At 46.9% G+C, this 13,902-nt stretch carries 7 protein-coding genes and 8 tRNA genes; 13 read left to right on the top strand and 2 right to left on the bottom strand.

Annotated elements, in window-relative coordinates; genetic code table 11:
- Positions 1–104: 104 nt before the first annotated feature.
- Complete coding sequence (gene mutS / locus ACHA99_RS08205; RefSeq protein ID WP_393942098.1) at positions 105–2,675, bottom strand: DNA mismatch repair protein MutS; 2,571 nt, start codon at positions 2,673–2,675, stop codon at positions 105–107.
- Between the two features lie 402 nt (positions 2,676–3,077).
- On the opposite strand from mutS, the gene recA reads away from it, so the two are divergent.
- The 13 genes from recA to ACHA99_RS08140 all read left to right on the top strand — a co-directional run bounded on the left by recA (position 3,078) and on the right by ACHA99_RS08140 (position 10,405).
- Complete coding sequence (gene recA, locus ACHA99_RS08200; RefSeq protein ID WP_105251812.1) at positions 3,078–4,145, top strand: recombinase RecA; 1,068 nt, start codon at positions 3,078–3,080, stop codon at positions 4,143–4,145.
- 17 nt (positions 4,146–4,162) lie between these two features.
- Entirely contained in the window at positions 4,163–4,633 is a 471-nt protein-coding gene (locus tag ACHA99_RS08195) for a regulatory protein RecX (protein WP_393942122.1), read from the top strand.
- A gap of 319 nt (positions 4,634–4,952) precedes the next feature.
- Positions 4,953–7,577 (top strand): alanine--tRNA ligase, encoded by a 2,625-nt coding sequence (gene alaS, locus ACHA99_RS08190; RefSeq protein ID WP_393942096.1) that lies wholly within the window; start codon positions 4,953–4,955, stop codon positions 7,575–7,577.
- 9 nt (positions 7,578–7,586) lie between these two features.
- The gene (locus ACHA99_RS08185; RefSeq protein WP_006082603.1) at positions 7,587–8,843 is read left to right on the top strand and encodes an aspartate kinase; all 1,257 of its coding nucleotides are present in this window, start codon (positions 7,587–7,589) and stop codon (positions 8,841–8,843) included.
- A gap of 118 nt (positions 8,844–8,961) precedes the next feature.
- Positions 8,962–9,159, top strand: coding sequence for a carbon storage regulator CsrA (gene csrA / locus ACHA99_RS08180; protein WP_006082602.1), 198 nt, complete (start codon positions 8,962–8,964; stop codon positions 9,157–9,159).
- A gap of 205 nt (positions 9,160–9,364) precedes the next feature.
- Positions 9,365–9,456: transfer RNA gene (locus tag ACHA99_RS08175), tRNA-Ser, on the top strand.
- Between the two features lie 22 nt (positions 9,457–9,478).
- Positions 9,479–9,555: transfer RNA gene (locus ACHA99_RS08170), tRNA-Arg, on the top strand.
- A gap of 44 nt (positions 9,556–9,599) precedes the next feature.
- A tRNA-Arg gene (locus ACHA99_RS08165) sits at positions 9,600–9,676 on the top strand.
- 86 nt (positions 9,677–9,762) lie between these two features.
- Positions 9,763–9,839: transfer RNA gene (locus ACHA99_RS08160), tRNA-Arg, on the top strand.
- A 48-nt stretch (positions 9,840–9,887) separates the two neighbouring features.
- Positions 9,888–9,964: transfer RNA gene (locus ACHA99_RS08155), tRNA-Arg, on the top strand.
- Positions 9,965–10,013: 49 nt separating this feature from the next.
- Positions 10,014–10,090: transfer RNA gene (locus ACHA99_RS08150), tRNA-Arg, on the top strand.
- 45 nt (positions 10,091–10,135) lie between these two features.
- A tRNA-Ser gene (locus ACHA99_RS08145) sits at positions 10,136–10,227 on the top strand.
- 101 nt (positions 10,228–10,328) lie between these two features.
- Positions 10,329–10,405: transfer RNA gene (locus tag ACHA99_RS08140), tRNA-Arg, on the top strand.
- A gap of 604 nt (positions 10,406–11,009) precedes the next feature.
- On the opposite strand, the gene ACHA99_RS08135 is transcribed toward ACHA99_RS08140, so the two are convergent.
- On the bottom strand, positions 11,010–13,886 hold the full coding sequence (locus ACHA99_RS08135) for a valine--tRNA ligase (RefSeq protein WP_393942093.1): 2,877 nt from the start codon (positions 13,884–13,886) through the stop codon (positions 11,010–11,012).
- Positions 13,887–13,902 lie beyond the last annotated feature (16 nt).

Here is a 13,902-nt window from a genome sequence, read left to right as displayed (position 1 = left end):
GCTATCCAGAAAATGTACTTAGTGTGAGATCACGTCATAAAGTAAAACGCCCACTATAGAGTGGGCGTTGTTATCTTTAGGCTTTTATTTAGATCACCTGATGTCTAGCTCAAGCGTTTCAGTTCATAGAGCAAATCAAGCGCCTGTTTTGGCGTTAAGTTATCGGGATTAATGCTACTTAATTTAGTCAAAGCTGGATTTTCAACCGGTTCAGGTAAAGCGAGTAAGCTTTGAATGGGCGTCCTTGTTCCTTCTGGTTGGTGATCGCGACTCTCCAATTGCTGCAATTTATGTTTCGCTGCTTTAATCACTTTGTTTGGCACGCCGGCAAGCGCCGCAACTTGTAAGCCGTAGCTTTTACTGGCGGCGCCTTCTTGTACTGCATGCATAAAGGCGATGGTATCATCGTGCTCTATGGCATCAAGGTGCACATTGTAAACACCTGCCATTAAGTCAGGTAATTGAGTTAGCTCAAAATAATGGGTGGCGAATAGGGTCATAGCCCCGACTTGCTGGGCTAAATATTCCGCCGCCGACCAAGCTAGCGATAAACCATCATAGGTGGATGTTCCACGGCCGATTTCATCCATTAACACTAAACTACTGGCAGTGGCATTGTGCAGAATGTTGGCAGTTTCAGTCATTTCTACCATAAAGGTTGAGCGGCCAGAGGCCAGATCGTCTGATGCGCCAATACGGGTAAAGATGCGATCAATTGTGCCAATCAGGGCGCGATCTGCTGGCACAAAACAACCAATATGGGCCATCAGCGTAATCAAGGCGACTTGACGCATATAGGTCGATTTACCGCCCATGTTGGGTCCGGTGACAATCAACATACGTCTTTGATTGTGCAAGGTCACTGGGTTAGCGATAAACGGCGTTTGGCTAACACGCTCCACCACTGGATGGCGACCAGCCTCTATCTGTACTCCGATATCTTGGCTCAGCTCTGGACAAGTGTAGCCTAAGGTTTCGGCACGCTCGGCAAAGTTACTCAACACATCAAGCTCAGCCGCAGCTCTAGCAAAGGCTTGTAATTCATGCAATTTTGGCAGAATAAGATCGAACAACTGTTCCCATAACTGCTTTTCGAGTGCCAGCGCTTTACCTTGGCTCGAGAGGACTTTTTCTTCGTATTCCTTAAGTTCGGGCGTGATATAACGCTCCATATTCTTAAGTGTTTGGCGTCGTTGATAATTGAGCGGTACTTGTGAGGATTGCAGACGACTCACTTCGATGTAATAGCCGTGTACGCGGTTATAGCCGACTTTAAGTGTATTGATGCCAGTACGTTCTTTTTCTCTGGCTTCAAGTTGTACTAAGTAATCACTCGCTCCTTCGCTCAGACCGCGCCATTCATCTAGTTCGCTGTTGTAGCCTTCACGGATCACCCCGCCATCGCGGATAAGCATAGGTGGATTATCGACTATCGCGCGCTCAAGTAGGGCTTGCTCTGCGGGGAACTCACCTAAGTGTTGGCGCAACTGGGTCGTGTGCGGTGCGCTCAGTGTACTTAAACTCAGTTGTAATTCAGGCAATAAGCCCAGAGCTTGACGTAAACGTGCAAAGTCCCTTGGACGAGCGGTACGCAGCGCGAGTCTTGCCATGATACGTTCGATATCGCCAAGTGCCTTTAACTGCTCATGCAAACCTTCGTGGGCTGCGGTATCGAGGAGTTCAGTCACCGCCTGTTGGCGCGCCTTGATTTGCTTAGGATCTCGCAGAGGCTGATGGATCCAGCGTTGTAACATACGGCTGCCCATAGGCGTTGCCGTATTATCCAATACTGCCGCTAAGGTATTATCGCGGCCACCGGCAAGGTTTTGAGTTAATTCTAAATTTCGGCGCGTTGCCGCATCGAGCACTATGCTATCGGTTTGATTGAAGCGGATAATGGCATTGATATGGGGCAGTGCCGTGCGCTGTGTGTCTTTGACATATTGCATTAAGCAACCCGCAGCCTGCAGTGATAAACGTGCATCTGCGATACCAAAACCATGCAAGTCTTTCGTGCCAAACTGGGCCAGTAGTAACTTGATACTCGTATCGTAATCAAATTCCCACTCGGGGCGACGGCGTTTGCCTTTAAAACCGTTAAGTAGTCCAAGTTCACCAAAGTCTTCACTGTAGAGAATTTCAACGGGATTAGTGCGTTGCAATTCCGCTTCTAATGACTCTCGGGTGTCGAGCTCTGCAATCACAAAACGTCCGGATGAAACATCTAATGTGGCATAACCAAAACCGACTTTACCTTGATAAACCGCGGCTAACAGATTGTCTTGGCGTTCCTGCAGCAACGCTTCGTCGGTTAAGGTGCCTGGCGTGACAATTCGCACCACTTTACGTTCTACCGGCCCTTTAGATGTCGCGGGATCGCCAATCTGTTCGCAAATCGCAACTGATTGACCAATTTGAACTAATTTTGCAAGATAGCCTTCCACAGCATGGTAAGGAAGCCCCGCCATCGGAATAGGATCGCCACCACTTTTACCGCGCGCAGTGAGTGAAATGCCTAACAGCTCAGAAGCGCGTTTAGCATCGTCATAAAACAACTCGTAGAAGTCACCCATGCGATAAAACAGCAACATATCGTGATGTTCTGCTTTCATCGTCAAGTACTGACGCATCATAGGAGTATGTTTTTCTAAATCATCGGTATCAATTACATTCATTAAATCGTTATCGTCCGTTGTGACTGCCTAAAGGCGATACAGTTTGTGTGGTTAAGGGTGATTAAGCGCTATGGAAGCGGAAGACTGCTGTACAATTTTCAGCTAAAAAGACCACGCAAAATTTGTTGCGCCAATCTTAGCAATAATTTAGCGAAAATTGAGCCCTTAACGATGGATATTGATCAAAGGGAGCTATTATCTGATTTGATATTCGCTAAAACCTTGGCCATATTAAAAATCCTATCAGCTAAAAATAATTCAGTCACAGGTCTTGATACTGTATGATTGTACAGTATACTAGTCAGCAGAATTAAGACAAAAAGCGCGGCTTTTTGAATTACCCGTTTGTAAATTGAATATCACTTTTGACAGCTTAATGCTTGTCTTGATGAGGGAACAGGAATGAAGGTCGATCCAAATAAAGAGAAAGCACTTGCTGCGGTATTGATCCAAATTGAGAAACAATTTGGTAAAGGCTCCATCATGAAGCTGGGCGAAGATCGCTCTATGGATGTTGAGACCATTTCTACCGGTTCTCTGTCTCTGGACGTTGCTTTAGGTGCTGGCGGTTTGCCAATGGGTCGTATCGTTGAGATCTATGGTCCTGAATCATCAGGTAAAACAACACTGACTTTAGAAGTGATTGCGGCAGCGCAACGTGAAGGCAAAACCTGTGCCTTTATCGATGCAGAGCATGCACTAGACCCTATTTATGCTAAAAAATTGGGCGTAGATATTGATAACCTGCTGTGTTCACAACCGGATACCGGCGAGCAAGCGCTTGAGATTTGTGATGCTTTAACTCGTTCAGGCGCTGTTGACGTTATCGTAGTCGACTCAGTGGCGGCATTAACGCCTAAAGCTGAAATCGAAGGCGAAATTGGTGATTCTCACATGGGCCTAGCGGCGCGTATGATGAGCCAAGCTATGCGTAAACTTGCGGGTAACTTAAAGCAATCTAACACCTTACTTATCTTCATCAACCAAATTCGGATGAAGATTGGTGTGATGTTCGGTAACCCAGAAACTACAACCGGTGGTAATGCGCTGAAGTTTTATGCTTCTGTTCGCCTAGACATTCGCCGCACTGGTGCCATTAAAGACGGCGATGAAGTGGTCGGTAACGAAACTCGCGTTAAAGTGGTGAAAAACAAGGTTGCAGCGCCGTTTAAGCAGGCTGAGTTCCAAATCCTTTATGGCCAAGGTATTAACCGTACTGGTGAGTTAGTAGACTTAGGCGTAGCCCATAAGTTGATTGAAAAAGCGGGCGCTTGGTACAGCTATAAAGGTGATAAAATCGGCCAAGGTCGTGCTAATGCTGGCAAATATCTGACTGAAAACCCAGCTATTGCTGCTGAAATTGACAAGACGCTACGTGAGTTGCTTTTGAGTAATCCGAGTGCCTTGGCTGCCAAAGCTGATGATAGTACTGAGGACAATATTGATTTAGAGACAGGCGAAGTATTCTGAGTCAGTCAGCCCATCAAATTGCGGTCGCGCTGTTAGCGCGCCGCGATTATTCCCGCTTACAAATCCGCGATAAATTGCTCGAGAAAGGCTTCGACCTTAACGATATCGAACCTGTACTCGATGCTTGTGAATCCTCCGGTTTTATTAATGATGCTCGTTATGCCGAACTGTTGGTGCGAAGCCACATCAGTCGAGGGCACGGTGCTATCCGTATCCGCCAAGCGATAGCGCAAAAAGGCTTGTCTAAAGATTGTATTGAAGCGGCGATAACCAATAGTGATTGTGACTGGTTTGAGCTAGCAAAAGATAAAGCCACCAAAAAATACGGCATTCCCCGTGTGACAGAAGTGAAGGGCTCTAAAGCTCGGGATCTCATCGCAAAGGAAAAGGCCAGACGAGTGCGTTTTTTAATGGGCCAAGGCTTTAGCTACGATCAAATCACTTACGCACTAGATTCAGATCCCAATGATCTCGATGAAGATTATTAAATTTGGAGCTAAGACTGTAAAAGCTCATCTAAATATCATCAATCGGTCTTGTCCATTTCGTACTTCACATTAGACTCACTTGCTTAAATATTGTCCGTGCCGCGATAAACTTACGCCGTCTTTATTTGTGCTTTATCCTGTCGTTTTGCTTCTAGTGACGCTGGTGTGGGCGATTCACGCTAAAATATTAAATTCCTGATGTGTATATCACCAATCAAGACTGGTCGTCCTTCCTTAGTCTGCTTATAATGCTGGGCAAATAGAAATACGGCTAGCCTAAGGCGTAGCTGGTAATGCTTACCCAATTCAGGATGATTTCATGTATCAAACTACAGCAGAGCTCAGAAGCGCTTTCCTCGAATTTTTCCGCAGCAATGGTCATCAAGTTGTGGACAGTAGTTCATTAGTGCCAGGCAACGATCCCACACTTTTATTTACCAATGCAGGAATGAACCAGTTCAAGGACGTGTTTCTTGGCATGGACAAACGCAATTATACGCGTGCGACCACTGCTCAACGTTGTGTACGCGCCGGTGGTAAACATAACGATTTGGATAACGTTGGCTACACAGCACGTCATCACACCTTTTTCGAAATGCTAGGTAACTTCAGTTTTGGAGATTATTTCAAAGAAGAAGCGATTCGTTTGGGCTGGACTTTTTTAACTGAAACGTTAAAGCTGCCGAAGGAACGTCTGTGCGTCACTATTTATCAGACAGATGATGAAGCCTTTGAAATCTGGAATAAAAAAATTGGTGTCGCTGCCGAGAACATCATACGTATCGGTGACAATAAAGGTGCTGCCTTTGCGTCAGATAACTTCTGGCAAATGGGTGATACCGGTCCTTGTGGTCCATGTACTGAGATTTTTTATGACCATGGTGATCATATTTGGGGCGGACGTCCTGGCAGTCCTGAAGAGGATGGTGATCGTTTCATCGAAATCTGGAACATCGTTTTCATGCAGTACAACCGTCAAGCATCGGGTGAAATGTTACCTTTGCCTAAGCCCTCGGTTGATACAGGTATGGGGATTGAGCGTATTGCTGCGATTATGCAGGGCGTACATTCTAACTACGAAATCGATATTTTCCGTACTTTGATTGCTAAAGCCGCAGAGGTCATTGGTGTTAGTGACTTATCTGAAAAGTCGCTGCGAGTTATTGCCGATCATATCCGTTCATGTGCATTTTTAATTGCCGATGGCGTTATGCCGTCGAACGAAGGCCGCGGTTATGTGCTGCGCCGTATTATTCGTCGCGCAGTTCGCCATGGTAACAAGTTAGGTGCGACCGAAGCTTTCTTCTACAAGCTGGTTCCGTCTTTGATTGCGGTGATGGGCGATGCAGCAAAAGGGTTAGCTGAGACTCAAGCGATTGTTGAAAAAGCACTGAAAGCGGAAGAAGAGCAATTTGCCCGTACGCTTGAACGTGGTTTAGGCATTTTAGATACTGCCTTAAACGAGTTGAAAGGTGACACTTTAGACGGTGAAACCGTATTTAAGCTGTATGACACCTATGGCTTCCCAATGGATTTGACCGCTGATGTCTGCCGTGAGCGCAACATCATTGTCGATGAAGCTGGTTTCGAAGTCGCCATGGCTGAACAACGTAGCCGCGCACAAGCTGCCGGTAACTTTGGTGCAGATTATAACGCTGCGCTGAAAATTGATGTTGAAACTGCATTCAGTGGTTACACCGAATTAGCGGGTCAAGCTAAGGTCACCGCGATTTATCAAAATGGTGAGTCAGTGACGGCGATCAAAGCGGGTGATGAAGCCGTTGTCGTGCTCGATGTAACCCCTTTCTACGCGGAATCTGGCGGTCAAGTAGGCGATAAAGGCCAATTGGTTGCGAACGGTATTGAGTTTACGGTAAACGATACGCAAAAGTATGGTCAAGCAACGGGCCATCAAGGTGTTTTGGCTACAGGTAGCTTGAGCGTTGGCCAAGTTATTGAAGCGAAAGTGGACAAAAAACTGCGTCACCGTACTCAGTTAAACCATTCTGTTACGCATTTACTGCATGCCGCACTGCGTCAAGTGCTCGGTACTCATGTCTCGCAAAAAGGTTCTTTGGTTGATCCAGAGCGTTTACGTTTTGACTTCTCTCATTTCGAAGGCGTAAAAGCTGCTGAATTAAAAGAAGTTGAAGAATTAGTTAACACTCAAATTCGTCGTAACCATGAGCTGAAAACCGCTGAAATGGGCATAGATGAAGCTAAAGAAAAAGGCGCTATGGCACTCTTTGGTGAGAAATATGATTCACAAGTGCGTGTTGTGACTATGGGCGATTTCTCTATCGAATTATGTGGCGGTACTCATGTGGGTCGCACTGGCGATATCGGCTTATTTAAGATCACCTCTGAAGCGGGTATTGCTGCAGGTGTGCGCCGTATAGAAGCCGTTACTGGTGCTGCAGCTATGGCTTATGTGGCGCAGCAACAAGCTGAACTGGAAGAAGCCGCTGCCTTATTGAAAGGCGATGCCAACTCAGTGGTGGCTAAGTTAAAAGCGCAGCTCGATAAGATGAAGCAACTCGAAAAAGAAATGGCGCAGTTGAAAGATAAGCTAGCGGCCGCAGCGAGTGCAGACTTAGTGGGCGATGCCGTTGTAGTTAATGGCGTTAACGTACTGATCAAAAAATTAGACGGCGTTGAGGCAAGTTCACTACGTGGCTTGCAAGATGAATTAAAACAGAAATTGAAATCGGCCATTATCGTTCTTGGTACAGCGCAGGAAGGGAAAGTTAACCTGATCGCGGGTGTGAGTAACGATCTGATCGGTAAAGTCAAAGCGGGTGAGCTAGTCGCTATGGTCGCTTCACAAGTAGGCGGTAAAGGCGGTGGTCGTCCTGATATGGCTCAAGCGGGCGGTAGCCAACCAGAAAATCTGGATGCGGCATTGGCTCAAGTATTACCTTGGATTACTGAGCGTCTAGCTTAAGAGGTTGCTGTGCCCCAAAAACGAAAGCTTAGTGGTAGCAAGCTTTTTGTGAAAAAGTTCGGCGGCACTTCGGTGGGTTCTATTGAACGTATCGAAGCGGTCGCTGAGCAGATTACAAAGTCAGCTCACAATGGTGAGCAGCAAGTCTTAGTTTTATCCGCGATGGCGGGTGAGACGAATCGCCTGTTTGCACTTGCAGCACAAATTAATCCGCGCGCCTCGGCGCGCGAGTTAGACATGCTAGTCTCGACGGGTGAGCAAGTGAGTATTGCTTTGATGTCTATGGCGCTACAACGTCGCGGCATAAAAGCGAAATCCCTTACGGGCGATCAAGTGCAAATTCATACAAATAGTCAATTTGGCCGCGCTAGCATTGAGCGAGTTGATACTGAATATTTGCAGTCTTTGCTTGCCGATGGTGTTGTGCCGATCGTTGCAGGGTTTCAGGGCATCGATCCTCAAGGCGAAGTGACCACCTTAGGACGCGGTGGTTCAGATACCACAGCAGTAGCCTTAGCGGCAGCGTTAGAAGCCGATGAATGCCAGATTTTTACCGATGTGGCAGGGGTATTTACCACAGATCCGAATATTGATAGCAGTGCACGTCGCCTCGATGTGATTGGGTTTGATGTGATGCTCGAAATGGCAAAGCTCGGCGCTAAAGTATTGCATCCCGATTCTGTTGAATACGCCGAGCGTTTTCGCGTACCGCTGCGAGTATTGTCGAGCTTTGAAGCTGGGCAGGGGACGTTAATCCAATTTGGCGACGAGTCGGAATTAACGATTGCCTCGTTAGTGCAAGGTATCGCGATTAATAAGGCGCTGGCAACGCTGACGATTGAAGGGCTGTTTACCACCAGTGAACGCTATCAAGCGTTGTTAGGCTGTTTAACTCGATTGGAAATCGATGTGGAATTTATTTCTCCATTGAGGATCCATGAGGATGATCCTTCGGGTCGAGTCAGTTTTATGCTCGCTGAAGCTAAGGTTGATACTCTGCTTAATGAGCTCGAAGGCTTAAGCGAAAGCCTTGCTCTCGGACCATTGATTATCGAACGGCAACGTGCAAAAGTATCTTTAGTTGGCAAAGGTTTACAGGCAAAAATGGGATTATTGACTAAGATGTTAGAAGTCTTGGGTAATGAAACTATTCATGCTAAGTTACTCACGACGTCAGAGAGTAAATTATCAACCGTTATCGATGAAAGGGACTTACACAAGGCGGTTCGGGCGTTACATCACGCTTTCGAGCTAAATAAGGTGTAATTAAATAACCGTTTGAGTATTGAATACTATTAATTTGTACTAAGCTGACCTTATAATAAGCCCATCTACCGGATGAGTGCCGTGTGTAAGCTGAATTAAGAAATAAAGGAGCTATCGAATGCTGATTTTGACTCGTCGTGTTGGCGAAACACTGATGATTGGTGATGAAGTCACAGTTACAGTGCTAGGGGTAAAAGGCAATCAAGTGCGTATTGGTGTGAATGCACCAAAAGAGGTTTCTGTTCATCGCGAAGAAATCTACCAACGCATTCAATCTGAAAAATCAGGTACACCATCGGAAGGTGGTAACTTTTAGTACCTTGTTTTGGCAAGCGTACTACGGCAACAGAAGAGTCAGTTTTTTAACTGGCTTTTTTATTTTTTAGACCGAAAGATTGGCGTAAATCAATACATTGGCTTGATATAACAGCAATGTGATTAAAAACAGTTCAAATGGAATCTGTTTCGGAAAAAGGGTTTGACTTATTTTCGTCAAACAGTAATATGTGCGCCAAGAAAACGGAGAGGTGGCCGAGTGGCCGAAGGCGCTCCCCTGCTAAGGGAGTATGGGCTTTAACTCCCATCGAGGGTTCGAATCCCTCCTTCTCCGCCATTTCTTAAAGATAGAAAACAGTGCGCGTGTAGCTCAGCTGGATAGAGTACCTGGCTACGAACCAGGCGGTCGGAGGTTCGACTCCTTCCACGCGCACCATTTTTTATTAGTGTTTGATGTAAAAGTAAATTTAGATACAAGTCGCGCGTGTAGCTCAGCTGGATAGAGTACCTGGCTACGAACCAGGCGGTCGGAGGTTCGACTCCTTCCACGCGCACCATATCTGCATTAGTTAATCTTTAACTCATCAGTTTTGAATTTCATAAGAAATTTTGTAGATAATTGCTTATAGCAAAAAGTTAAAATGCGCGTGTAGCTCAGCTGGATAGAGTACCTGGCTACGAACCAGGCGGTCGGAGGTTCGACTCCTTCCACGCGCACCAATTTAAATTAATATGATTTAGGTCGTATTAGTGTTTACCGTTTAACATGCGCGTGTAGCTCAGCTGGATAGAGTACCTGGCTACGAACCAGGCGGTCGGAGGTTCGACTCCTTCCACGCGCACCAATTTAAATTAATATGATTTAGGTCGTATTAGTGTTTTACCGTTTAACATGCGCGTGTAGCTCAGCTGGATAGAGTACCTGGCTACGAACCAGGCGGTCGGAGGTTCGACTCCTTCCACGCGCACCAATTTAGTTAACGAGATACGTCTTGTTGATTTAAAGCGTTAAATGCGGAGAGGTGGCCGAGTGGCCGAAGGCGCTCCCCTGCTAAGGGAGTATGGGCTTTAACTCCCATCGAGGGTTCGAATCCCTCCTTCTCCGCCATTCTATTCTTTTAGTCGAGAAGAATAGAATAAATTTGCCAGATAAAAGTGCTTATCCTAGACTCAATCTTAATTGAATCTTAGAAGTACAAAAACGAGTTTGCGCGTGTAGCTCAGCTGGATAGAGTACCTGGCTACGAACCAGGCGGTCGGAGGTTCGACTCCTTCCACGCGCACCATATAGATAAGCCCTGCAAGCAATTGCAGGGCTTTTTTATTTTTTAATCTGTAAGGTTTAACTCATTATATTTTTACCCGCTTAGGTTTAACCTTAACTTTGCATCATCATCTTTTGCTTTACCTTAGCTATCTTCGGTGTTGCTATCTTTAGCCATTTCGTTTTAAACACTTCTCTTTCTTAGGTTCAACTCACTGAAGAATCTGCTTTTGCCTGTGTTGAGAGTCTATGACGACATTGGATATTCATGTCTGCACTCAATGTCAGTCTCTCAGTGCTGCCTCTGGAGGTATTAGCTGTTCTTTAGTCTACATGTGTGGTGTTTACTTATGTCGGCAGTGATGGGCTACGTGTGAGCTCGTGAGCGATAGACCACGGGGAGTGATGAGGATGAATGGTGAGGTGGTTTCAATACTGTGCCGTAGGTTAAATGGCAGTGTTTAGAATTGACTCGGGTTCAATGCGGCATCTGGCCCAAGAGCGTAGATTAAGGCTCATAATTGCTCATAGATTGCAGTGATATAGATACAAGAAGGGCAGCCAAGTGGCTGCCCTTCATTCAGTTAGAACCAATCATAACAAGTGAATCAGAGTAAATGAGAAGCTTAAGCTTCTAACTTAGCAAACTCAGATTTTTGTTCGTTGAGCTTGTCCATGTCACGCTTGAGATCGGCCATCTTAGCGCGCTCTTTGTCGATAACCTCGGCTGGAGCTTTTGCCACAAAACCTTGGTTCGACAATTTGCCTTCGATGCGAGCGATCTCTTGGCCGAGCTTTTCAAGCTGTTTATCGATACGGGCCATTTCGGCGGCGACATCGATTAAGCCTGCCATAGGGATCAGCAGCTCCATTTCGCCAATCAAACCTGTAGTCGACATAGGCGCAGTTTCGTCATCGGCTAAAATGGTCATGCTTTCTAAGCGGGCAAGTGTGGTGAAGAAGGTTTGGTTAGCTTCAACACGGGCTTTATCCTGTGCGCTAACACCACGAAGTAGGGCATTTAGCGGCTTGGATGGGGCAATGTTCAGTTCGGCGCGAATGTTACGCACAGCGACGATCACTTGCTTAACCCATTCTAAATCGGCCATTGCTGCGCTATCGACTTTAGCGGCATCAAATGCTGGGAACGGTGCCAGCATGATGGTATCACCAGCGACACCAGCTAACGGTTTAACGCGCTGCCAGATGGTTTCAGTGATATACGGCATCATAGGGTGCATCAGGCGTTGCATCGCTTCGAGCACTGTCACTAAGGTGTGACGGGTGCCGCGCATTTGCGCTTCGCTGCCATTTTGCAATACCGGTTTAGTTAATTCTAAGTACCAGTCACAGAACTGGTTCCAAGTGAACTCATACAGGGTATTGGCTGCTAAGTCGAAACGGTAGGCTGTCATGTGATCGTCAAAGGTCTTAACGGTTTGATTGAACAAGCCAATAATCCAGCGATCGGCCAACGACAGTTCCATTTCACCGCCTTTGTGCTCTGGTGAGCCTGGGCCGCAATCTTGATCTTCTGTGTTCATCAGCACGTAGCGTGAGGCGTTCCATAACTTGTTACAGAAGCTACGGTAACCGTCTAAGCGCTTCATGTCCCAGTTGATGTCACGACCCGTTGATGCCATTGCCGCAAGCGTAAAGCGCAGTGCATCTGTGCCGTGGGCTTCGATACCGTCGGCAAATTCTTTGCGAGTGCTCTTTTCAATCTTGGCGGCCAGTTGTGGCTGCATCATGTTGCCGGTACGTTTTTCAACTAAATCTTCAAGTCCGATACCGTCGATCATGTCTAATGGATCGAGTACGTTACCCTTAGATTTTGACATCTTGTTACCCGCTTCATCGCGGATAAGGCCGGTCACGTAGACAGTTTTGAACGGGACTTGTGGCTTGCCGTCTTCATCTTTGATGAAGTGCATGGTCATCATGATCATACGGGCAACCCAGAAGAAGATGATGTCAAAGCCTGTCACCAACACGTCGGTTGGGTGGAAGGTTTTTAAATCTTCTAAATTGTCAGGCCAACCTAAGGTTGAGAACGTCCACAGGGCTGAACTGAACCAAGTGTCCAGTACGTCTTCGTCTTGGCGCAGTGTCATTGAGTCGGCGATATTGTGCTTAGCACGGACGTCGGCTTCGTTGCGGCCGACATAGACTTTGCCGTTTTCGTCGTACCAAGCTGGGATGCGGTGACCCCACCACAATTGGCGCGAAATACACCAGTCTTGAATGTCACGCATCCACGAGAAGTACATGTTCTCGTATTGCTGCGGCACAAATTTAATGCTGCCATTTTCAACGGCTTCGATAGCGGTTTTCGCCATTGGCGCAACAGCCACATACCATTGGTCGGTTAGCATTGGCTCGATAACCACACCTGAGCGATCGCCGTAAGGCACTTTCAAGGCATGAGGTGCGATTTTTTCGAGCAGACCTAAGGTGTCAAATTCGGCGACGATAGCATCGCGCGCTTTAAAACGGTCAAGGCCGGCAAAACGTTCAGGCAGGCTGCCATCGAGCGTTTTGTTAAAGGTACCGTCAGAGTTCACCACTTCGGCGCTCACGCGAATGGCGGCATCTAAGGTCAGTACGTTGAACATTGGCAGGTTGTGACGTTTACCGACTTCATAGTCGTTAAAGTCATGGGCTGGGGTGATCTTCACGCAACCTGTACCAAAGGCCATGTCGACGTAATCGTCGGCCACGATAGGAATGCGGCGGTTAACAATCGGCAACAGAATAAACTTACCGACCAGCGCTTGATAGCGTTCATCATCGGGATGCACTGCAACCGCACTGTCGCCGAGCATGGTTTCTGGGCGCGTGGTAGCGACTTCTAAATAGTCTTTACCATCGGCTGTCAGTTCACCGTCGGCCAGTGGATAACGCAGATGCCACATGTGGCCCTGTTTTTCTTTGCTTTCCACTTCTAAATCAGAGATAGCCGTGTGCAGCTTTGGATCCCAGTTGACCAAACGCTTACCGCGATAAATCAACTCGTCTTCGTACAGACGTACAAACACTTCTTGCACGGCCTTGGACAAGCCTTCGTCCATAGTGAAACGCTCGCGGTCCCAATCTACAGAAGCGCCCATACGACGTAGCTGCTTAGTGATAGTGCCGCCCGATTGCGCTTTCCATTCCCACACTTTATCCATAAAGGCATCGCGACCTAGGTCATGACGATTTTTGCCTTCTTCGGCTTCAAGCTTACGCTCAACCAACATTTGGGTGGCGATACCCGCATGGTCAGTACCGACTTGCCATAGGGTATTTTTGCCTTTCATCCGTTGGTAACGGGTCAAAGTATCCATAATGGTGTCTTGGAAGGCGTGGCCCATGTGCAAGCTGCCCGTCACGTTTGGTGGCGGGATCATGATGCAATAATTGCCTTGGGATTCATCGCCGTGTGGCTTGAAGTAACCTTGCTCTTCCCAATTTTGGTAAAGCGTTTGCTCGATGGACTGCGGATCGTATGTTTTTTCCATGGGAACGTGTCTGTCT

Source organism: Shewanella sp. S23-S33, from assembly GCF_043359565.1.
Taxonomy (GTDB): domain Bacteria; phylum Pseudomonadota; class Gammaproteobacteria; order Enterobacterales; family Shewanellaceae; genus Shewanella; species Shewanella oncorhynchi.
This window is presented reverse-complemented; position numbering and strand designations above follow the sequence as displayed.

What these genes read in the sequence shown, in the direction of transcription:
- alaS (WP_393942096.1), top strand. Translation starts at nt 4,953, where the DNA reads ATGTATCAAACTACAGCAGAGCTCAGAAGCGCTTTCCTCGAATTTTTC.
- csrA (WP_006082602.1), top strand. Translation starts at nt 8,962, where the DNA reads ATGCTGATTTTGACTCGTCGTGTTGGCGAAACACTGATGATTGGTGAT.
- recA (WP_105251812.1), top strand. Translation starts at nt 3,078, where the DNA reads ATGAAGGTCGATCCAAATAAAGAGAAAGCACTTGCTGCGGTATTGATC.
- ACHA99_RS08135 (WP_393942093.1), bottom strand. Translation starts at nt 13,886, where the DNA reads ATGGAAAAAACATACGATCCGCAGTCCATCGAGCAAACGCTTTACCAA.
- mutS (WP_393942098.1), bottom strand. Translation starts at nt 2,675, where the DNA reads ATGAATGTAATTGATACCGATGATTTAGAAAAACATACTCCTATGATG.